A 22243-nucleotide genomic window follows, 5' to 3' on the forward strand; every position below is an offset into this window, starting at 1 on the left:
TAGCGCCATATCGCTATCAAACTAATGTTTTACGCTGCCCCTAAACAATAATTTTTTACATTTTTACTCTGAGAATGTCAATTTTACTATTTTTGGGGTATTTATTTTTACTAGCTTGATGGACATGGGTTTGATTTATTTTCTTAGGTTAGTAGACATGTGGTGCTATCCCATTGCTATTAAGCTAAGAATTTAAGTGTAATATCATTTAAGGTAATACTTAAGATACAAATAAAATATCTTTTCCATGTCGCACTGTTTTATTGAAGTCTATCCCGAGTTGTAGCTAGTTCAATGCGACTGTAAATTCGGAGTTCGGTGCGCCAGCAAATACAACCGTTCCGTTCTCTGGTAGTTTCACTTTGTTATTATTACTAACAACGCTAAAATTGACGCATACTCCATTCCCATCATACACCGCGAATGAACTTCCTGATGGCAACTCCACATTCATCGTTTTCCCTGCTACCTCTTGCGGAATCGTAAACCATTTCGCATGCCCATTTTTTTGCAGTGTAACTTTCGATAATTGACCTGCATCAAGGGATTTTACGTTAGATTCACTGACGTATAAAAAGCTGGCCATCTCCATATATTCAGTACCATTCTCTGTATAGAAATGAGCTTCCTTCGTATCCCTCCCATTCATCACAGGAATCTGAATTTGATGCGTCGCCGTATTCGGACCTGTAATTTTTTTGCCGTCCCAATAGCCATCCTTGATCGTAATTTGTGTGTTAAGAGGTATTTGTTGTCCTAGATAATTTATAGAATTAAATTTTTCGTTAACAAGGTAGAACTTGCCGCCCTCGCGCTTCGCCCATGCAGCAGCTGTTTTCTTCGGTAACACATTGTTTTCTAATTTCTGAGCTAAATAGTGAGTCAGCACATTTTGCCCCAATCCCGGTGATAATTCATATGTGCTCTCTCTTAAATAAACTTTTCCATTCTTCTCAGTGACGAAGTTAAGCTTGGAAGTACCCTTTTCATTTATAAAGCTTCCATCCGCCGTATATACATATTTTTCTTCCGGTTTAGTTGGTAAAAACAGTTCTCCCTTCTTCGTAATCTCTATTTTGAAATGGCTTTGGATATTTCCATACAATCCTGCTTTTTTTACCACATCTTGAGGCACTTTAGCCTTGACTGGCTTGCCGAAGGATTTATCTGGTTTTATATCCTTAATTGCCCCTTTCTCTTTAAGCCTAGCTAGCAGTAATTTATTTGCCAATAGTTGATTTGTCATGCTGCTCCCACCGGAGGACAATACAGCTGCTGCCATCTTCTGTTCTGGAAGCACGACCAATGTAGCATGTTGCAGCATCGTATCCCCACCCTTAGTCAACGCTTTTATCCCATATTCACTGAATGGGTATAGTTTCACACTATCCCAGCCAAGACCATAGTTGAACATATTTCCGCTATCTCCTGGCCACATTCCTTTTTTATATTCTTCTTGTTCCATCGCCTTGATTGCTTTATTAGAGAGAATTTCTTTTCCCTGTCCCATAAATATTTGTGAGAATCGCACCACATCTTCTGCAGTAGAGGAGATTCCTCCCGTACCAATCACATTTACCATTTCACTTGGAAGCTGTCCCTGGTATGTCGGAGAATACTGTCCAGCCCGCTTTTCGTCTTCCCATTTGTCTTGCGATGTTATCGTTTGATTCAGTTTTAATGGCTCTGTAAACTTTTGATGTAGAAATTCAGTAAAACTCATACCGCTGACTCTTTCTACCAAGATCTCAGCCAGCGTAAAACCGTCATTACAGTATACTGAAAACGCGCCAGGGTCTGCCTTCAAGTTTTGGTTGGACAATTGTTGCAACAAGATATCATGGGCATAAGCATCATTATCTTTAAATAAAAATGCATTATTGAACGTCGAACCTTGCAAACCTGAGGAGTGATTCAACAGCATACGCGGTGTAATGCGTTTATATCGTTTATCTTTCATTTTGAACTCAGGAATATAGCCAGTAACAGGAGCATCCAAATCAACTTTTCCTTCGTCTACTAGTTTCATAACAGCCGCTGCTGTATATACTTTACTGGTTGAACCAATTCCGTATAGAGTATCTTTAGTTAATGGTTCTTTCCCTTCTATGTCGTTCTTGCCTGTCTGCCCCGACAAAATAAGTTTACCATTATCAATCAGCGCATACTGCACGCTAGTCGTCTCATAGGACTTCGTGAGTAGTTCAGCGTTCTCTGCAGCAATCTTCTCCAAATCTTTACTAGCAACTTCTTGGCTAGATACAACCGGAGCCTTACTGCTAGAAGACGCTATCGCTCCTGTTGGCAAGCTCATCGTTAGGGCCAAAGTAGCGGCTAACACCCCAGATAATTTATTTTCCATAAAAAAATGCCTCCTTAGATAAATGATTAATTTCATCTTTTATTTGTTCAATTACAAACATCACATAAACTACTATTCTGGCTTTATCCCTACTGTTGTAATAAACGGTAAAACCTCTCTTTTTCACATGTATGTTAGTACCATAAATGATTTTTTTATTTAGAATGCGCTTGTTACTAGTTTGGTTTTCGTATAAATAAACCCTATTTATCCTCCCTCTTTTGTGCTTCTCTATATTTGTATCCTACATAATAAAAATTTCTTTTTTCTTATGCATTTCTTACAATTTCCTTACGTTCAAATCACTTCTATAATTAGGTAAATTTTATTTTAAAATCTCCAGGATAATAAATGCTTATATAATCCCACAATTTCATAGAAGATGGATTCATACCCCTGCGCCAAATCATCATACACATCTCTGCTATTTCCTTGGATGCCCCCCTCAACCTTTACAACAGTTCCAACTGGCATCAACACTTCTTCACGTTCTTATAAATAGTAATAACTAATCAACTCCTTACCTGAAAATAAATGAATATAGAAAAAGAGAGATAAGGTTAAAATACCTTTATCTCTCTTTTTCTTTCACAAATTTTGCAAAGATTTTTTTGTAAGAGTCCCCTCACCATCAATTTAAGAATTAAAAAAAGAAGGGGATTATCCCCCTCCTTTTTACGCTTGCTCCGACTTTCGAAATTATTTAATATACCCACGATTCAACTTAGTTAACTTTTCATTGATGTTAAAAATTTTCACTCTAATATCTTTTACACCAGCTGCTTCAAGTCTGCTCTTGTGCATTTCCGCGTATTTTTCAGCATCTTGTTTTTCTTCAAATACATAAATGCCTCCAGCTTCTTTTGTTTCTTTATTCTCAGTCCATATTTTCCAGTGGAATCCTTCTTCTTCGTTAATACTATTTGCTAAATCCCAAAATCCTTTTTCCATTTCTTCACCAAAAGGACCCTCAAACGGAAAATCAACTTGTAATAAATATGCCATTTTCACTCACTCCTATTTTTAATATAAAATTCTTGCCATTCTTTTACTGATTATGATCCGAATGATCGTAATGTCTAAATTCGTATTGCTATTATTATTCAAGCACTAATTTGAGAATCCCCCTATTTGTAAAATAATCACATAATGATAGTAACTTGAACGCATAAAGTGAAAATTTAATAGTTTTCGGTTATTTTTAAAAAATGTGATACAAACTTATCCCTAAACTAAGGACAAACAAAACAAGTGCAGGTATCGCTTTCTTAAAGGGATCTCTCGCTAATACAATTAGCGTTAATGCAGCTGCAAGCATCGTACCGCCTAATAACAATCCTGCCCATAAAGCTACTGTTGAAATCCAAATTCCTATCAACATTCCAATCGCTCCTACAATCTCAAAAGCTCCAGTTAAGAAATTAAAAAACGAAGGTAAACCAAATCGTTTGAACTCATCTGCCATTTTCCCGGATATAATTTTCGTTCCTGTCATTAAAAAGAACAGAAACAACACTACTTTTACAATATTGATGAAAATTAAAATAGTAATCACACCTTTCTTATTATTTGATAAAAACTCAGTATTGTTCAGATAATAGTCACTACCTTTATCCTATTTCCTGAGATTACCTGTATGGAAGTCGCTTCCATTTACATTACCCTTTTCCATATTAAAGGGCCGAAAATTACATGCTATAGCATATATAATGCGGAAATTTGACTGGTACTAGGCAAAAAAGTGAACCTGAATCAGATATGATACAAAATAAAGTTATCTTCCCATTCGTCCAAACGAAATTATATGCTGTAGCATATATAATACCTAAAACAAAGTTTGTTCCTTATGAATAGCATAGCATCAATAAGGAACAAATATTAATAGTGTGTATCATACAATTTGTTTAATAACGATTGTAATACTTTAATTTCTTCCTCGCTCAAATTACTCGTAACGAAATGGTGAGCGTCTTTCACTACAGGCAAGATTGTTTTCTTTAACTCGTCACCTTTTTCAGTTAAAAAAAGGTTATGTGAACGCCTATCTTGGTCATTCAAAGCCTTCTTTACAATCCCTTTTCTCTCCATTGACTGTATCATTCTAACAACAGTAGTTTGATCTTTATCAATAGCTTCCGCCAACTCTTTTTGAGTAGTGCTCCTTTGGCTACAAAGAACACTAATAATCCCCCACTGCTCTGGCGTAACTCCATACGGCTTTAATTTCTTCGTAAAATAATTGGTCATTTTCACATCAGTACGATGAACAAGATAGCCTATTAAATCATGTAAGTTCATATACCACCTCTATAAATTAAGATATGAAAGGATATAGCATACCAGTCAATCATTCACAATGAATGTATTTGTTTCATCATATATATGCTATGGCACATATAATAAAGTAGATTATTTTAATTGTCAAATGATTTACCTATTATTTTTCGAAAACAAAATCGCCCCCTTAGATTATAGAAGGAATGACTAATTTGACGTATTTCTCTGGCGATTTCTCCCCTGTCGTTTTATGATATGCTAATAACATTTGATAAAATATGGTATCTACAAATAGTCAAATACCTTTAAAGATACCTCGTCCAGTTCTTGCTATTGCAAGATAAACAGCATATAATCAGTTAACCACCCTCATAAGCAACAAAAACATAAAAAAGACATTCCAAATACGGAATGCCTTCTTTCATTTTATAAACCCATCCACTTAAATCTATTTTACAACTATAACATTCAACACGCTGAAATCTTCTATTTAACGTAATCAATCAATTAACTAAAAAAAATTGTTAATTGCACAATGCTCTTCTCACTTTTCTTGCAAAATTTAGTGGATCATCAACGTCTTCGATATTAACGTAAATCAAATTTGGATCATCACATAACCACTCATTGTGTATAGACGAAACGATTATTCCTTGTTTAATAATTGTCGCCACAAATTCAGTGACTTCTTTTTGTAAGAGTGCTACTCGGCCTAGGCATAATGCCCGTCCAGTTTTATTGTCTCGTGATTCGAATGAAAAAGAAGTGGTTACTCTAAAACGTTTTCCCAAGATTGTTGCTCGTATTTCATCCCTGTTTATTGTTGCCACGCATTTCCCACCGGCGAATCCTTCTTGTCCACCGATAATTCTTGCAAACTGTTGACAAATTGATTCCTCATTAACTGCCATACCTTTAATCATCCCCCCTTTTACTGTTAGGTTATGAATGAATACATAGGTCTGAAACGGTAATGAATCTAATGTATTATAAAAAAATGATGACAATCTACCGAAAGCTATTAACTCAATTATTCTTGATCGTATGAATTGTTATCAGAGTTTAAATGGTGCGGAATTTTCATTTTATGTTTAATGGGCATCGGAGACTGAAAGCAAAACTCAGCTATTATATGGTAAGACATTTTTAAAAAGCATAAAAAAGACACCCTAAGGTGCTATCCTCCGACTTGAGAATCGTATCTATGTATGGAGAAATTTAGAAAAGACAGATACAAAAGAGAAGATTCTAACTATAATTTATAGAACTCTTATGCCATGAATTACTTACATATTTCCTTATTTACCAGAAGAAGAATCTCAGTTACATTATTTTCTGAACAGTCTCGTTAAAGCCATCCCAAGAAATCCAATGCCCATTCCTATTAGCCATCCAGTTTGGGCATTACCTAACATAGATCCCACTCCTCCACCAAGAAACATACAGCCAACGAATACTAATCCTCCAATTCCCCAATTCGGCCGTTCCATAATTCAATCACATCCTTTCAATAAAACATATGCGATTAGCTCCCTCAACTTTCTTCTATAGGATAGTTCATTATTTTGCTTAGGTTTAGCGCTTCAAGGAATTCATAAGATGTGAAGTTTAAGCCATTTATATAGATTGTAGAAGTATAAAGATTTTCCACATTTCAAAATAGTAACGTATAAACATGAAAAAACTATCGAAATAAAACCCCAGAAATCCAACGGTCTCTGGGGCTCCACTATATATTTAGCTCTTTTTGCTTTTTGTTTTGTTTATGTCTATACAGCAATTTTCGGCTTATTAGAGAAATCACTAATAAGGTCAGAATTAATAAGATAAGTTGCATAAATGATAAATCAAAATATTTAGCACCTGTAACGATTAAAAGTGTAGAAATCGTGCCTTTTACAACGAAAAAAATAATAACCCATAATCCGCCTTTTTTCCAGTTCATTTTATATTACCCTTTCCTACGTTTAAATTCTTAAAAGATTTAATTATAGTTCTTAAATGTGACAACTTAATAGAACTCTATTATATTAACAAAAAATTCATGTCTAATTAAATGCAACGATTCTATATTAAGTGAAAATGATATTCATTGTCAATTTTATTGACTATTTGAATACTTATTCTTAATCTCTTCCTACTTTGTTTCTTATTAACAATACACTTTTGTATTCAAACAAAAACACCTCCATTACATTTGCACACTTAGTATGCGAATGCAAGAGGTGTTTTTTCATATACCATCAGGTAAGATTTCCTGTTTTGTTTATTTCTTGATACGTAGCTATTTTTTAATACACGATAACTGGATCATACGTGTTCAAACTATCATATACAGTTTTTGCAACATTAGGAAGAAGGTTCACACATCCACCTGATCCTCCTGTTAAATAAGCATTATTTCCCCAGTCTTTTCGCCAGCCGGCATCGTGGAATCCTTGACCACTATTTGTGAATGGAACCCAGTAATCTACTTTAACCGCATAATCAGCTTTTCCTACTGCGTTACCTCTTAGCGTATATGGTGTTCGTTTATAGAGGACGTACCACACACCTGGTGATGTATCTTCACCAGTACTATGTTTACCAGTTACTACATTTGTTGTAACAACTAATTTTCCATCTTTGTAAATCCAAATTTGTTGCTCTGCAATTGAAACTTCTGCATAAGTGTCTCCGATGCCATTATTCGATGTTGTTTTATAACCGATACCTTCCTTCTCCCAACCATTTCCGTGAATATTAGAAGCAGAAAGCGACTTTTCGCCTTTCTCAAAGGCTTGTTGAACTTGTTTAGTTTCTTTTTCAACATCTAGTGCCCAGCCGTATCCTTGTCCTTTTACTGATATGACTGAACCGGAATGCGTTTTAAATGAGAAATCTTTATTTAATGTTGATTTGGCATTATTAATTTCAGTAATTTTCTTCTTAATATCACTCGCATCAATTGTAACTTTCATATCCTTTGACATAGAGGCATTTTGAATTAAATCTTTCGCTTTTAAAGGATAAACTTCATCCTGCACTTTATACTCAACAGACTGCCCAAGAAGATTCTGTAGTGCTTTCTCCTCTTTTTTGACAATCGGATCGTCTTCTTTAATAGGTTTTATGTATGCAGACTTCAGATGAATTTCGCTTTTATATTTTTGCTTATCATAATCTTTCAGTAGACTAGTAACATCATACTGTTTCCCTTCCACACTTTTTGAAATAACAATTTTCCCTTGTTCTAGCTTCGCCATAGCATCTTGAGGCGCTTTTAATTTTTCATTCATAGAGATGAGCGTTTCTTCTACAAGTTTTTTCATCGTTTCACTACGATACTGATCTGCCTTCTCTGGTAGCAATGAATAATTTTCTCCCTTTGAGGAAGGGAAAAATGTCCACTGACTTTTTAATAGTTTCTTAACTTGAGGCAAATCTTTTTCCGTAAGTTCCGTTTTTGTATCTTTTTCATCTAAAATTTGTTGTTGATCAACATAGACTTTGTTTGCTAGTCCAGATGCCTTTAATTTCTGTATTGCCTGATCAGCGCTCAGACCACCAACTTTTGTGTCATTAATTGTAACATTCGAATTGAAGTGAGTTGCCTGATAATAACTCATTCCCCCAATAAGAAGTGCAATTACACCAATACCCACTGCGATAAACTTCCAATTTGTATAACGTTTTTTTGATCTTACTCGTTTTTGATCAATTTCTTCAACTGATTCATTTGTTGTATTGTTGTTCATCAATCTTTCCCCCGTATGCATTAACGTCAAACGATTTTCAACTAAAATCATAAACTAGTGTACCTTATTTTTCCTAAAATTTCATTATTTCCGACCACATTTTATCGCAATTTAATGATTAAATTTAGATTTTTTAATAGTACGATGCATTGAACAGTCACTTACAAGTAATAAATCATTCAAAAGTGTTGCTTCCTTATATCTATTAATCTAACAGAATAAGTTGCTCCCAAAACGCTACAAACGAACTAAATTCTCATGAATAACAGCTTGTATTCATATTTGGATACTTCAACATATTTAATTGATAAACATGACAATTCCCCTTTAAGAAAAATATAAAAAATCAGACAGTATACTTGAATTGCTCTTCGCAAGAGAATATACTAATAAAGCAGGCTATGACGTTCCTTCCTTCTAACTTCTTTGGCGAAATAGGGATGTTACTTTCCTGCTAAACACATAGGCTATGACAATTCTTCCTTCTTTGTAGAAATTTCAAATTGTTTTAGAGTTGTCAATTTCCTATGAAAATAATTAAACTATAAAACCTCTTTCTTCTTTGGGATTGAATAAACTTTAGTTTATCAACCATTGATGTAGAGGTTTTCTTTTCTTAATTAACAAATTACCACTTAACAACTAAATGTTATACCCCTAATTTTTCACTAAAAAATAGCTTTATACCCTCTGTGCATTTTTCTACAATTAGTGTGTTTATACATATAAAAATAAAAATCTACCACTGAAAGGAGGACAGTCGGACTATTCCCCTCTTTTATAAGGAGTGAATAATCGGCGTTCTCATGAAAAATTCTATTTATATAAGAAGAAGTTTGAAAGTAATTATAAAAAGAGAAGAAAATAAACTACCGAACATGTATTTAGCCACTGTTTTAAAAAACTTGGAAAGTTTAGGATTTACTTTTTCTGAGCCTTTAATAGAAGAGTTGCAAACACTTTCGGTTGATGCATTCACATCGTTTTACAAAGAGTTGGTAAAACATTTAAAAGAAATGGTTGGTGCACATATTCAGTTTACTCCTATGTATCCAAACTTTCCGCAACAAATGATGGATTTAAGTGACGCTGATTTATACATCAATGCCGTTATTCATTATGTGACGTTGCGCCTGCCTATATCAAAAGTTGAAGAACGACTTCCTCTTTTAGATAGCGTTGATTTGAAAGTTATTGACTTAGGAAGTGAAGAAGATTTCAATCAAATGATTTCTCAATTGATTCGTGCAAACAGCTCTATTTCCTCAACTGATAAGACAGATGTAGAATGGGCTATTACACACACTGAAGATGTTTCCTGTTTTCTACCTAATGTAATTCCTCATAAGGAAAATATGTCTTTTATAATTGGGGTTTTATTAATAAACAGAAAAATATCAGCCGATGCTGCTGCAAAGTATTTTAAAACGGCAACTGATGTTCTTCGCCTTGCAGTTGCTTTATCTGAAGGTGATGTGAGTTTAGCATCCTCCGTTCGATTCAAGAAGTTTAACCGAGCCGAAAGACGCTTCCTTTTAGGATTGTTAGAGCAATGCGGAAACATTACCGAAGATATGATTCGATACAAAAAACGTTGGATTCGTTTAGGTGAAATTCTTCATCCAGCAGAATATCATACTCGTTTCCCAAAAACCAACCGAGCATTTGAGATGCTTCGCAACAACATTAAAGTTGAAACATTTAATGGAAAAATAGAAGCAGCTTTGTTGAATCGTGATATCATGACAGCAAAAAATCTTTTAAAAACTCGCCCGGGGGAATTTGCCAGACGTTTGGATCATTTAATCCGTTTATGTAGTAATAAGTCAACAGATGTTTTCAATATTCTCGAAGATTTTCTAAGTATAATAGGAAACGTTTCTACTCCTGTATTACTTCAACTCACGGCTCATTTTAAGCATCGAAATGATAAAAATGAATTTCGTACATTTTTTCCAAAGGGAAATGTAGCAAAAGCTATAGGTATTGAAAATACACTTCCATTTATCTCAGAGGATATTTGTTTAATGATTGTAAAAATGTGTGAAGATACTTTAAAAAATCGCTTCGCAGAACTTCCAAGTCTCGGAAAAGTATTTTTGGATGAACAGTTAAAAAATCACTTAGTTCCCTTCTCTCAACGTTCAGCCAGCAAATCGCTTCGCACATTATCTCGAGGGAGTAAAGTAGATTTGCCAGAAGGAGATACGATTCGTTTTTTCCTATGGTGGAAAGAAGGCTATGTGAATGGACAACATACAGGACGCGTTGACATTGATTTGTCTGCTGCAATGTACGACGAAGATTGGCAATACAAAGAACATGTCTCCTTCACGAACTTACGTTCAAAAAATTTCAAAGCCTACCATAGCGGAGATATTACTTCTGCACCAAAGGGGGCATCTGAATTCATTGATTTCGATATTCCGTCTGTGCTGAAATATGGTGGACGCTATGTAGTCATGACTTTGCTTTCTTACACAGACCAACCATATAAAGATTTACCAGAATGCTTTACTGGTTGGATGGTTCGTCAATATCCTGGTTCAGGTGAAATATTTGAACCTTCTACTGTTCAAGATAAAGTGGATATTACTGCCGACACCCAAATCTCTATTCCAGTTATTTTAGACTTAAAGGAACGAAAATTGATTTGGACAGATTTATCTCTTACAAGAGATCTAACTTATGATAATACCATCGAGGCTAATCAAAAAGGTATGATACTAGTTGGGAAGTCTTTAACTAATTTAGTTAAACCGAATTTATATGACTTGTTCCGATTACATATTGAAGCTAGAGGTGAACTCGTTCAAGACATCGAAGAAGCAGAAACTATTTTCTCTTTGAATAAAGGGATTACTCCTTTCGATATCGAAAAAATAATATCTGATTTTATCGCTGACCCAAAAGGCTAACTACATTACAAACATTGATAATGTGTGGAAAATATCGATGTATAATGTCTATGTGAAACAGGACCTGATAGATGCATATCAGGTCCTGTTTTTTATTTAGTAGATACTAAATAGTCTGGTTAATCACTATTCATCTAAATACACTATACTAATAAAGTGAAATTTATTCGAAAGAAGTTCATTAGTTAATATGTATCTAATTAAGAAACATTCATATACCAGCCCAAACATCTTTTCCATATCGCCCTTCATCTTGCACACGATCCAACCAATTTCTTGCTTCTTGTTCACTGACTTCATGAATTTCTTGATATGCTTGACAAAGGGTATCTTCTACATCCGGAGCCATTTTACTTCCATCACCACATATATAAAGATGAGCTCCATTATCTAATAACGAAATTAAATTGCTTCTATCTTGTTTTATTAAATGCTGTACATATGTTTTTGGATGTCCCTCTAGACGAGAAAAAGCTGTGTGTAAAGAGATTAATCCATCTCTTTCATCATTTTCTAGTTCTGTACGATAAAGATAATCTTTTTCAGGATGACGACAACCAAAATATAGATGCGCTTGTCCTAAGTTCATACCTTTTTGCTTTTGAACACGACGCGCTTGCAAGAATCCACGGAATGGTGCAATTCCAGTACCTGGCCCCACCATAATAATTGGTGTTTCTGGATCTTTAGGTAATTCAAAGTTTGATTGCGGCGTTCGAATGAAACAGATAATCTCATCTTTATTATGACGCTGAGCTAAGTAATTAGAAGCGACTCCTTCATATGTCCCTTCCCCACTCCATGCAGGCGCATTAACAACACCGACCGTAATGCTCAGACGATTGTGTGCAACGAGTGGAGAGCTTGAAATAGAATAGTAACGCGGTTTGAGCGCAGGAAGAAGTTCTAAAAAGCGTTCAAATCGGATTTCACAAGCCTCATACTTTTCAAGAAGGTCCAACATTGAAATCCGTTTCTTTAGTATTTGTTCATGGTAAACTCCTTCTTCTAATAATGCTTCCAATTCTTTTTTATGAAGAGGACATGCTGTGAATGTTACCATTTCTCGTATTTGTGCTCGAGTGGCTGCTTCTTGAACTTCAACACTATAACTAAGGAGGTCCAATAAACTAACAGGACTGTCTAAAGGTATGTGATTTATACTTCGTCCACTTGCACTCAGTATAACTTGATCCTTCCCATTTAATCCAAAACGTTTTAAAATTCGGTTGATATTTTTCTCACTATTAACTGGCAACACTCCAAGGTGGTCTCCTTCTTTATATGTAGCACCTTCTGGCAAGGATACCTCGATATGTCGTGTACTTCTATCACTGCTGGATGATTGGAGTTCACGATTTTCTAGTATAGATGCATACACTGCTTCATATGTTCGTGCAAGAGGAGATCCTCCAAGACGACTAACAAATTGCAGACTCAAAGTACTGCGCTCTTTTTCCATATTTTTGTTTAGTTCCAATCCAAATGCCTTCATCGCATCAGACCACATGCTTTGTTTCCATTGCTCGAGCTGTTCCTCGAAATCACCACTTGCATCTGCTTCTCCGCGTTTAGAAAATCTTGTTGCTCCTTTTTGAGCCATCTGCTCATCAATGTATCTTGGAATCCGTTGGTAGGTACTAGCCCAATTATGATCTCCACAACCAAAAACTGCGTATTGAACCCCTTTTAGCTCATCTGGTTTTAGTTCCTCCAACCATTGCACAAACTGCCCTGCATTACTTGGCGGTTTTCCATTATAAGAAGAAGTCACAATAAGTACCGCTCCTTCTTTTGGCAAACTTCCAATTCGATCGTTAAGAGCTACCACTTCCGTTTGAACTCCTTCTAAACTAGCTGTATCTGCTAATTCTCTTGCAATACCTTCTGCTACACCTGTATCCGAGCCATACAGAACAAGAAGTGAAAGATTATCGGCCCCAATAATAGAAGGTGTCTTCTGAACGTGCTGCTTAATTTCATCGTTTTTCAGCTTGTCCTCTGTAGGTGCAAGAACAGTAGGATGACTAATAGTTTGTTTTCGAGGTAGAATCCTAATCTTAAAATCACCAGGCTTTAGCGTTAATGTTTGTTTTACGTCCAGCTGATAGTTTTGATAATCGATTAATTCAAAATGTTGAAGAAGCATTCCCATTACAAGAGTGGCTTCATGAAGTGCAAATTGCATACCGATACATGCTCTCTGGCCATTTCCAAATGGCTTATAAGCATGATGAGGAACCTTATCCAGCTCTTCAAATCGTTCAGGTTGGAATTCTTCCACATTGTCTCCCCATGCATCTTTATCCCTATGTAGCTGTGGAATAAGAACAGAAATACGATCTTCTCCTTTCTTAATTGGGTATTTCCCGCCAATCACTGTATCTTCTTTTGCATAGAGACTGAATGCTGGAGCGGTAGGCCATAGACGTAGCGATTCATTTAAAATCATCCGTATATACTTCAGTTTCATAACTTGTTCGTATGTTGGAGTAGGATCTGTCAAAACACGGTCTACTTCTTCATAGGCTTTTTTCAATTTATCCGGATTCTTTAATAAAAAGTAAATTGCAAAAGATAACAATCCACTTGTTGTCTCATGCCCAGCTATTAAAAAAGTGATAATTTGAAAACGAATATTTTCATCATCTAATTTTTCACCAGTTTCCGGATCCTTCACATTTAACATACGGGAAAGTAAATCATTTTCTTTCTGATCTCCACTACTTTTACGTTCAGCAATAATATTATCTACTAAAGAAAACATAGATTGGATATCATGCTGAAATTGACGTTTCGTTCTCCACATGAGTTTGTCTTCTATATCCAGCCTCTGTAATTGGTGCATCGCCTCATCTAGAGCACGGGTCATGCTAGTAATAAAAGGATGAGGTGTCTCACGATAAAAGCTATTGAAGCGGTAATTAAAACCACATAGACCAATTGTATCTAACGTAAGGCGAGTCATATCCTCCGGAACATCTACGTTTTCATTCGGATTAAGTCGTGCCCATTTTTGAACGAGTTGTACAGCAATATCGACCATCATGGCATGGTAATCTTTCATTGCCCGTTGACTGAATGTAGGCATCAAAATATTATGAGCTTTTTTCCAGTTCGGTTCGTGAGTCTCGCTTGTAAATAATCCGTCTCCAGCAAAGGCACGAACTTTTGCTAAAGCACCCTCTATACTTTTATCGAACCGTGTTTCGTCACAAACTTCTGCTACCAATTCATGTCCAGAAACGACAATGATGGTATCACTTAAAGTTTGAATTTGAAAAATGGGACCATACTCTTCCGCTATCTTGATAAAGGATAGGGTCGGTTTATCTTTATCGATTAATGGGAGATTACCCAGCGGTCCATATGTTTTCGGCTGAGGAATGGCAGATACTTTTTTTTCCATTAAAAACACCCTTTCAAAAAAGCATGAAATAAAGATATGTAATTGATTACCTTATTTTATCTTTTCCCTAACTATTCATGATTATGATATTGCGTATAAGCTTGGCAATTAGATTTATAACTTGTAGAAAAATACTAAATTAAAATGAAGCGAATAAATATAGTTGGAGCCTTTTAATGTTGGTATTAAAAGATAATCTAAACTTGTAATGTTTATGAGAAATTGCAAACGGATCTCATCTCTTGTATTTGTTCATAAAAATGATTATTTTGATTCATTTTCTTCTAAAACACCCCAAAATAGAGAAGTTGACGAGCTTAAGATTGTAGTATTTGAAAAATCAGTGGTTTAGTTAAACCAATACAATAAGCAATATACCGTGTTACTAATGAAAGAGGACCTGATATGAACATCAGGTCCTCTTTCACTACATAATTATGTCACTGCTTCTTTCAGTTCTTTTCCCATTTTAAATACCGGCGCCTTAGTAGCAAAAATTTGTATTTCTTTATAGTTTATCTAATCAGCAAACAACTTGTAGGAATCATTATCTAACGTTTTATTCTTCTCTACCGATTTAACTTCTCGACGGCTTCCGCACTTGTATCTACACGTTTAACGAAAAAAACTAATAGTAGTGCAACAACATTCATGCCAAGCGCTACATAGAATGAATACTGAATTCCGGATAATAAAGCCTTCTGAGTTACTATTGCCTTCGTAGTTTCTGTGAAGGTTGTTGGATCTATATGAGACATTAAACTTTCAGCTTTTGTTTTTGTTACAGAATTCATAATCGTAACAAGAATAGCAGTACCAATGGAACCGGACACTTGTTGAGCTGTATTATTAACAGCTGTACCGTGCGGATTTAAGCGAGTTGGCAATTGATTAAGACCATTTGTCATAAGTGGCATCATCACCATCGCCATCCCAAACATCCGCAGTGTATAAATAAGAATAATATGTGTATGACTAGAGTCAATTTGCAGACTTGCCAACATATAAGTTGAAACAGCTGTAATGGAAAGCCCTACTATGCCAAGAATCCGAGGACCATATTTATCAAATAGTTTACCTGTAATTGGTGACATAATCCCCATTATTACCGCACCTGGAAGCATCATCAGCCCAGAGCTCAGCGGCGAAATACCACGGACGTTTTGTACATAAGCTGGTGTTAAAATCATACCCGAAAACATGGCCACCGCGTTGACAATTGCAATTACAGACGCAAGTGCAAACATTGGGTACTTGTAAACACGTAAATCCAATAACGGCTCATCCATTTTTAATTGACGGATAATGAAAGCAATTAAGGCAATAGCGCCTATGATTAAGGCTGTTAAGACAACTTTATTCGTCCAGCCATCGGAGCTTGCAGAACTGAATCCATATAACAGACCGCCAAAACCGACAGAAGATAATAGTAATGAAAGATAATCAAGTTTTGCATTTTTGTTTTGTTTCATGACATTCTCAGATTTCCAAATCCCTAACAGTAAGCTAATGATTGCTAACGGTAAAATCATTTCAAAAAGCAAACGCCAGTCATAATACTCTACAATATAACCTGATAGTGTCGGCCCAATTGCTGGAGCTGTAATCATAACTAGTCCAAAAATCCCCATTGCTGTTCCCCTTTTTTCTCTCGGAAAGCTTACTAGCATAATATTCATTAACAAAGGTCCCATAACTGAAGAGCCTGCCGCTTGAACCATCCGACCAGTAAGTAATAAACCAAAATTCGGTGCTACAGCCGCTAAGGCAGTACCAAGAATAAAAATCACCATAGATGTAATAAATAGGCTCCTATTTGAAAAACGCGTTATTAAAAATGCTGAGGCCGGAATTAATATACCACTTACAAGCATATACCCTGTAGAAAGCCACTGGATCGTTGAATAATCTTGAATGTTTAAATCTTTCATTATTGATGGCAAGGCTACATTTAAAAGGGAGTTATTTAGAAATGAAACAAATGCCCCAATAAAAAGGATTACAAGCATTACATATGGTGGTTTTCTTTTATGTAATGTTTCACTCATATATTTAATTGCCCCTTCATTATAAATTTCATTGATTCGTTTAAATCGTTTACATATTTGCACAAGAAAACATTACCCTTGCAGTATTTTGCCAAACTCTTCGAATGGATATTCTCTTTTTAGCAATTCCACTTGCTCAACATACCATTTTAAAATCTTTTTGTTGATGAAACCTTTATAAAAACGTTTGTTAACGGAATTTAAATTAGGCTGAAATACAAAAAGAAGCAACTGAAAATACCCTTCTAAAATAAATTGAAACTTTAAATCAATGGGAATTTTACAGGCAGTGAGAAAAATCAACAAGACCACGCACCCATTCCTTTAAATACAGGCTTGTAGATCTAGTTATGTAACCATCCATAAAAAGGAATATTACATAGGCTAAGTCTAACATTACATTTTTAAAGTGAGGAGAATAAGCGTATGGACCAATATTGGTATTTGAATTCAAAGGGAAACGGGGAACAATATACTAACCAAATTTCATTATATTCACAGCCCGAAATAACTAAATCTAAGGTAATGAATGATTTGAAGATTCCTGAGAATTGGAGTTATCGAGTCTATCCAGTTAGTTGGGATTCATCAGCCAATTATACGGGATTCAATCCCCAACCTCCTCCCTTCTCTTGGGGGCAGCAGCCAATCAATTATGCAGGGATAATGCCACAAGGTCACCCTACTAATTGGACTCCACTACCAGGTCATGCAGGTTTTAATTTTCAAAAACCTTCCTTCCCCTGGGCCCAACCATTCAATCATACAGGGATGTTCGCACAAGGGCATCTTGCCGCTTTACTATCGCCGCCAGCCAAGTCTTTTCATTTCAATACCAATAACTCGGGTGTTTTTGGAAACCCTCCAGGATGGGGTAGTCCGTGGGCCCCAATGGGATGGGGAAATAACGGAGGTAACGGTCAGCTAGGAATGCTTGGAAACTTACTTACAGCAGGAAAAGGCACAATGGGTGGAATAGGAATGATTAGTAGTCTAATCGGGATGGGGAAGTTCTTCTTTTAGTTAATTAAAGTGATAGAATTGGTCCGCAGCTCAAATAGTCCAGTATATAACAAAAAGCATTGGATACCCAATGCTTTTTACACTTACGCAAATAGAGACGTATTCGCATATAAAGCTGGTGAACCACCTGAATGTACGAATAAAATATTGTCTTCCTTATTAAAATTACCTTTTCTAATTAAGTCGATTAATCCCGCTACTGCCTTACCTGTATACACTGGATCAAGTAAAATACCTTCTGTTTTCGCAAGTAACTGAACTGCCTCTACCATTTCTGGCGTTGGTAACGCATAGCCTGGCCCTACATATTCATCAAAGCACGTAACAGCGTCGCGCGGGATAAAGTTTGGAATACCAACGTGTGCTGAAGTTTCATCTACAAGTTTTGCTACTTTCTCTTCTTGCTCAGCTTTTCCTCTACTTACATTAATTCCAATTACAGGAATATGACTTTGCGTTCCAGAAAAACCAGTAATTAAACCAGCATGCATACCGCCGCTACCACTTACACAAACAACTGAACTGAAATCAATTCCTTGCTCAAATGATTGCGCCATAATTTCTTGGGCACAAGCAACGTATCCCATTGCGCCCGTAGGGTTTGATCCACCAACTGGAATTACATATGGTGTACTACCTTTTTCACTTACTTCTTTTGCTACTTTATGCATTTCTTCCATCAGGTCTGCTCCGTTCGGTACAACAATGACATTCTCAGCACCTAATAAGTGATATAAGAAATAGTTTCCGTTAAAGTCTCTCTTCTCTTCTGGCTCAAGCCCTTCCTCTAATACAAGAATACATTTCATTTTTTCTTTTACCGCAGCTGCCAGTGTCAGGCGGCAATGATTTGACTGAATACCACCAGCTGTAATTAACGTATCTGCACCCTTTTCCTGTGCATCTGCAACTAAAAATTCTAATTTTCTCGTCTTATTGCCACCGGCTGTTAAACCAAGTAAATCATCTCGTTTAAAATAAATAGTCGGACCACCAAGTGCTTCAGAAAAATTGTTTAACTTTTCAATTGGTGTATATGATTCTGTATATTTTTTTCTCGGGAATTTAGCTAAATTCATTGTAACGCTCCTTTTGTACTTCTTTCACAATATATGTAACGTTACTATTATTACACGTAAAAATGGTGAAGTCATCTTTCTCGGTTAAAAATGTATTAGAATTTCATTTTGATAAGTAAAACCGTATTAATGCTTTTAACTTAATTATGGTACATGAAATTTATATCAACGATTTTTTAAATATATCGTTCATTACTTACAATATATCAACGATTTTTTAAATATATCGATCGTAACTTGCAGTATATCAACGATTTTCTTAATATATCGATCTATCGACAAAAAACGACAGACAGGCAACCCCTTTCTCATCAACAAAAAAAGAGCCCACACATTCAAATGCAGACTCCCTCCAATCACTTATTTACCGAAAAACGAAGTAACTGCGTTAATCCCGGCTCTAAATTCATTTCACCTTTATGACGTACGTATACGACTTTATCTCCATCAAATTCCGGAGGATTTGCTTTACTATACGTATGCCACTCATTCGTTCCTTCTATAGTGTACTCCATATATTCAGTTGCACCGACAATTATATTTTTACTATCATCTGCCGTTACATTTGGTGCCATCTGCGCAATTTTTGAATCACTAATTAATAACTTCTTTATATCCTTATCACGTTTGTAATCGTAAGCTGTCACAATTACATCGTTACCATATGCTTTCACTTGCAACCCTTGTTTAAATGAATAGCCATCAGGAGCAGTCTTCTCTCCTCCATTTGGTCCAGCCGACATCCAGCCCGTTTCAATCCCGCCCGTATTTACAACAGTAAATCCTTTTTTATCTCCGCCTGCAATTTTCTTTTTACCAGCCCAGTCCGGTAAGTTTAAATCCCAATGCGTATGACTCGTAAAGAAAACGACCTGCGGATAGTCTTTTAATATATCGTACAATTTATCAACGTTTAAATAGTCTTGTAAATATGGTGATTGTCTTGATCCAGACACAGTATCGGGTAAAACGTGATGAGAGAAAATGAAAACTGGTTTATTTTTATCTTTTTGGCTGTACTCTTCTAAATTTTGTTTTAACCAACCTAGTTGCTCATCACTCATATATACTTCATCCCACATTTTTGAATCATGGTATTTCATATATTTTTCCGTCCCTAAAAATAGAAGCGGATAACCATCTAATTCTTTTTTATGATATACCTTTTCTTGTCCACTAAATTTCAGATAGCGGTTAAATAAAGTTTCCTCAGTTACACCATTTGGCCATGTACTTTGAGAGAGTTTCCCATCCGCTGTCCATTTACCAGCATAAAACTCATGATTCCCAACAGTAGACCATACATTTTCTGGATGCTTATTTTTATTTAACACACGCTTTACATCATCATATTGTGACTGTTGTCCAGTCGGCGTTATATCCCCATTCATAATAAGCGCTCTAGAAAGTGGCGTCACTTTGTTCATATCTTTTAGCACATGATCAAAATCCCCTAAATCCCCTTGAATATCACTAATAACATTAAAAGTTGTAGCTGATTTTCGGGCTTGCTCTTTCCCTTCCGCATGCACTGAAAACGTCGGTAATAATGCCGCCATAACTGCTAACGAAGCAACTGTCTTTTTCATACAAATTCTCCCCCTAATAATAGAATGTACAAACTGACATGTTCTGCTTTCTCTTAGGTGCTTGTCCAATTCACATTATAAAGAGGGATTGTAAAGATAGATGGAGTAAAAAATTAAGTGTTTTTTAAGAGATTTTGTCTTTTTTCACACCCCACAATTAGCAATTCGCGCCAATATAGCTTTCTAGTCTTTAACATTACATAAATGTAAATGAATATGATGAATCTCTTAGTTTAATATGTTGTCTTTTTAATCTCTGTTATATAACCGCCACAAAATATGCTATCTTTTCAAGTTCTCTTTCTTTAATAAACGTTACTCCTCTTTTAATTAGCCTTAAAATTGTAAAGTGGCTTAATAATATGTTTAATATCAATTGTTTCTTTTGTATTCTCAATAATTTCATCCATTGGCTTATATACCATTGGTGCTTCATCTAAAGTACTTTCTGCAACAGATGTAGTCCAAACCTCTGTCATTGTATTTTGAAAATCCTCTAAGTTAAGTACTTCTTTCGCCTTCTTGCGACTCATAATACGCCCTGCTCCATGAGGGCCAGAAAAGTTCCAATCTGGATTTCCTTTACCAAATGCAATGATTGAACCATCTCTCATATTGATTGGAATGATTACTCGTTCATTTTTCTGAGCTGAAATAGCACCTTTTCGTAGAATCATATTTTCCATATCGATGTAGTTATGAATTGTAGTGAATTGATCTGTTACTTTCCAATCCATTTTAGTGACGATTTCATCAATCATTGCCTTACGATTTAACTCCGCATATTTTTGTGCAATTTTCATATCATTCATGTAATCTTTAAATCCTTGTCCTTCTAAATAAGCTAATTCTTTGCGAATCACCGGTTTCTTAATTTCACGTAAAGCTTCATGTATTTCTTGTTGTCTACCTTCTTTCGTTAAACGCTCAATCAGTTCTTCTTTAATAGATTTAACGTTTATAAGTTGCTCGTAAGCAAAGTTTTGATAATACTCTGCTACTTGTTTCCCTAAATTACGCGAACCACTATGAATGACAATGTATACATTTCCTTTATCATCCTCATTCAGTTCGAAAAAATGATTGCCCCCGCCAAGTGTACCAATACTTTTTTGAGCACGTTGCAATGTAAACGGGGCTCTTACACTATCAAAATCAATCATTTTTGAAAATCGATGTTCCTTATCTCGAATACGAAAACCACTTGGGACAAATTTACGTATCGTTTCGTCTAAGTGATCGAAGTTGATTTCCTCTTTTTTCTTATTAATCATAACAACTTCCATGCCACAACCAATATCGTACTTACCTCTCAGTTTCCTGAAAGAGTGGACTATACCTTCTCTACAGTCATCGAGATATGCAGTCTCTACTGTAGGCTCACCGTATTAATTATTCCTCTTCAATTCAAAATAGATGAGGAATAATTCTGTACCTTAGTCTGCTAACATGGTACAAGTCTCTGAACCATTCGATTATGTCACCATAACCACTGGCTGCTGATTGCCCTCGCCTTTTATCGTTAGGGTTCCCAGTCAATTGAGTGAGTAGTTTAAAGTCTGAGCCGATTAGTTAACCCCGACTAAATTAGGAACAATCTTATCTTGAATTGTCATTGTTGTCCCAATCGTGCAACCTGCACCCGCATGTGTATCTGGCATAATACGAATCTTGCTATCCTTTACGAATTCTTGATTACAAAGATCAATAATTTGACCTGCTGCAGTTTTTTCTACATTCGTAGTAAACACTTTTGCTTCATTGTATTTCCCTTGTAATTTCAACATCTTCTATTTCCCCT

General features: G+C 35.7%; 17 protein-coding genes. 2 read left to right on the forward strand and 15 right to left on the reverse strand.

The window, feature by feature from the left end:
- Nucleotides 1–286 precede the first annotated feature (286 nt).
- The 8 genes from DN399_RS15610 to DN399_RS15640 all read right to left on the reverse strand — a co-directional run bounded on the left by DN399_RS15610 (nt 287) and on the right by DN399_RS15640 (nt 8376).
- Entirely contained in the window at nt 287–2362 is a 2076-nt protein-coding gene (locus DN399_RS15610) for a serine hydrolase domain-containing protein (protein WP_049108421.1), read from the reverse strand.
- 699 nt (nt 2363–3061) lie between these two features.
- Nucleotides 3062–3367, reverse strand: coding sequence for a monooxygenase (locus DN399_RS15615; RefSeq protein WP_006922748.1), 306 nt, complete (start codon nt 3365–3367; stop codon nt 3062–3064).
- Between the two features lie 196 nt (nt 3368–3563).
- The gene (locus tag DN399_RS15620) at nt 3564–3914 is read right to left on the reverse strand and encodes a DoxX family protein (protein WP_033685496.1); all 351 of its coding nucleotides are present in this window, start codon (nt 3912–3914) and stop codon (nt 3564–3566) included.
- A gap of 326 nt (nt 3915–4240) precedes the next feature.
- Nucleotides 4241–4660, reverse strand: a complete 420-nt coding sequence (locus DN399_RS15625; RefSeq protein WP_001048563.1) for a MarR family winged helix-turn-helix transcriptional regulator — start codon at nt 4658–4660, stop codon at nt 4241–4243.
- Between the two features lie 503 nt (nt 4661–5163).
- Nucleotides 5164–5550, reverse strand: a complete 387-nt coding sequence (locus DN399_RS15630; protein ID WP_002204749.1) for a DUF1259 domain-containing protein — start codon at nt 5548–5550, stop codon at nt 5164–5166.
- Between the two features lie 417 nt (nt 5551–5967).
- Nucleotides 5968–6129, reverse strand: a complete 162-nt coding sequence (locus tag DN399_RS28120; protein WP_000441009.1) for a hypothetical protein — start codon at nt 6127–6129, stop codon at nt 5968–5970.
- Nucleotides 6130–6368: 239 nt separating this feature from the next.
- A complete protein-coding gene (locus DN399_RS15635) occupies nt 6369–6584 on the reverse strand; it encodes a hypothetical protein (protein WP_001104104.1) in 216 nt (71 codons plus the stop codon).
- A gap of 346 nt (nt 6585–6930) precedes the next feature.
- Nucleotides 6931–8376, reverse strand: coding sequence for a L,D-transpeptidase family protein (locus tag DN399_RS15640; RefSeq protein WP_006922761.1), 1446 nt, complete (start codon nt 8374–8376; stop codon nt 6931–6933).
- Between the two features lie 806 nt (nt 8377–9182).
- Between DN399_RS15640 and DN399_RS15645 the strand changes: the two genes are divergently transcribed.
- A complete protein-coding gene (locus DN399_RS15645; RefSeq protein ID WP_149149784.1) occupies nt 9183–11294 on the forward strand; it encodes a TerD family protein in 2112 nt (703 codons plus the stop codon).
- Between the two features lie 211 nt (nt 11295–11505).
- Here the strand turns inward: DN399_RS15645 and cypD are convergent, their stop codons facing one another.
- The 3 genes from cypD to DN399_RS15660 form a co-directional block, all read right to left on the reverse strand.
- Nucleotides 11506–14703: a bifunctional P-450/NADPH--P450 reductase gene (gene cypD / locus DN399_RS15650; RefSeq protein WP_149149785.1), complete on the reverse strand. Its 3198-nt coding sequence runs from the start codon at nt 14701–14703 to the stop codon at nt 11506–11508.
- A 569-nt stretch (nt 14704–15272) separates the two neighbouring features.
- A complete protein-coding gene (locus tag DN399_RS15655; RefSeq protein ID WP_071731923.1) occupies nt 15273–16751 on the reverse strand; it encodes a DHA2 family efflux MFS transporter permease subunit in 1479 nt (492 codons plus the stop codon).
- Between the two features lie 72 nt (nt 16752–16823).
- Complete coding sequence (locus tag DN399_RS15660; protein ID WP_000243463.1) at nt 16824–17063, reverse strand: hypothetical protein; 240 nt, start codon at nt 17061–17063, stop codon at nt 16824–16826.
- 114 nt (nt 17064–17177) lie between these two features.
- Between DN399_RS15660 and DN399_RS15665 the strand changes: the two genes are divergently transcribed.
- Nucleotides 17178–17774, forward strand: a complete 597-nt coding sequence (locus tag DN399_RS15665; protein WP_149149786.1) for a hypothetical protein — start codon at nt 17178–17180, stop codon at nt 17772–17774.
- 83 nt (nt 17775–17857) lie between these two features.
- Here the strand turns inward: DN399_RS15665 and cuyA are convergent, their stop codons facing one another.
- The 4 genes from cuyA to DN399_RS15685 form a co-directional block, all read right to left on the reverse strand.
- The gene (cuyA, locus tag DN399_RS15670) at nt 17858–18853 is read right to left on the reverse strand and encodes a D-cysteate sulfo-lyase (protein ID WP_149149787.1); all 996 of its coding nucleotides are present in this window, start codon (nt 18851–18853) and stop codon (nt 17858–17860) included.
- A 356-nt stretch (nt 18854–19209) separates the two neighbouring features.
- Nucleotides 19210–20442 carry a DUF4073 domain-containing protein gene (locus tag DN399_RS15675; RefSeq protein ID WP_149149788.1) on the reverse strand — a complete coding sequence of 411 codons (1233 nt, stop codon included), beginning with the start codon at nt 20440–20442 and terminating at the stop codon, nt 19210–19212.
- Between the two features lie 326 nt (nt 20443–20768).
- Nucleotides 20769–21728: an RtcB family protein gene (locus DN399_RS15680; RefSeq protein WP_086412423.1), complete on the reverse strand. Its 960-nt coding sequence runs from the start codon at nt 21726–21728 to the stop codon at nt 20769–20771.
- A 282-nt stretch (nt 21729–22010) separates the two neighbouring features.
- On the reverse strand, nt 22011–22229 hold the full coding sequence (locus DN399_RS15685) for an RtcB family protein (RefSeq protein ID WP_000916240.1): 219 nt from the start codon (nt 22227–22229) through the stop codon (nt 22011–22013).
- Nucleotides 22230–22243 lie beyond the last annotated feature (14 nt).

The sequence above is a fragment of the Bacillus sp. AR4-2 genome (assembly GCF_008274865.1).
Classification (GTDB): domain Bacteria; phylum Bacillota; class Bacilli; order Bacillales; family Bacillaceae_G; genus Bacillus_A; species Bacillus_A cereus.

Coding starts and splice junctions, on each gene's coding strand:
- DN399_RS15610 (WP_049108421.1), bottom strand. CDS start 2,362: ATGGAAAATAAATTATCTGGGGTGTTAGCCGCTACTTTGGCCCTAACG.
- DN399_RS15615 (WP_006922748.1), bottom strand. CDS start 3,367: ATGGCATATTTATTACAAGTTGATTTTCCGTTTGAGGGTCCTTTTGGT.
- DN399_RS15625 (WP_001048563.1), bottom strand. CDS start 4,660: ATGAACTTACATGATTTAATAGGCTATCTTGTTCATCGTACTGATGTG.
- DN399_RS15630 (WP_002204749.1), bottom strand. CDS start 5,550: ATGGCAGTTAATGAGGAATCAATTTGTCAACAGTTTGCAAGAATTATC.
- DN399_RS28120 (WP_000441009.1), bottom strand. CDS start 6,129: ATGGAACGGCCGAATTGGGGAATTGGAGGATTAGTATTCGTTGGCTGT.
- DN399_RS15635 (WP_001104104.1), bottom strand. CDS start 6,584: ATGAACTGGAAAAAAGGCGGATTATGGGTTATTATTTTTTTCGTTGTA.
- DN399_RS15640 (WP_006922761.1), bottom strand. CDS start 8,376: ATGAACAACAATACAACAAATGAATCAGTTGAAGAAATTGATCAAAAA.
- DN399_RS15645 (WP_149149784.1), top strand. CDS start 9,183: ATGAAAAATTCTATTTATATAAGAAGAAGTTTGAAAGTAATTATAAAA.
- cypD (WP_149149785.1), bottom strand. CDS start 14,703: ATGGAAAAAAAAGTATCTGCCATTCCTCAGCCGAAAACATATGGACCG.
- DN399_RS15655 (WP_071731923.1), bottom strand. CDS start 16,751: ATGAGTGAAACATTACATAAAAGAAAACCACCATATGTAATGCTTGTA.
- DN399_RS15665 (WP_149149786.1), top strand. CDS start 17,178: ATGGACCAATATTGGTATTTGAATTCAAAGGGAAACGGGGAACAATAT.
- cuyA (WP_149149787.1), bottom strand. CDS start 18,853: ATGAATTTAGCTAAATTCCCGAGAAAAAAATATACAGAATCATATACA.
- DN399_RS15675 (WP_149149788.1), bottom strand. CDS start 20,442: ATGAAAAAGACAGTTGCTTCGTTAGCAGTTATGGCGGCATTATTACCG.
- DN399_RS15680 (WP_086412423.1), bottom strand. CDS start 21,728: ATGGAAGTTGTTATGATTAATAAGAAAAAAGAGGAAATCAACTTCGAT.
- DN399_RS15685 (WP_000916240.1), bottom strand. CDS start 22,229: ATGTTGAAATTACAAGGGAAATACAATGAAGCAAAAGTGTTTACTACG.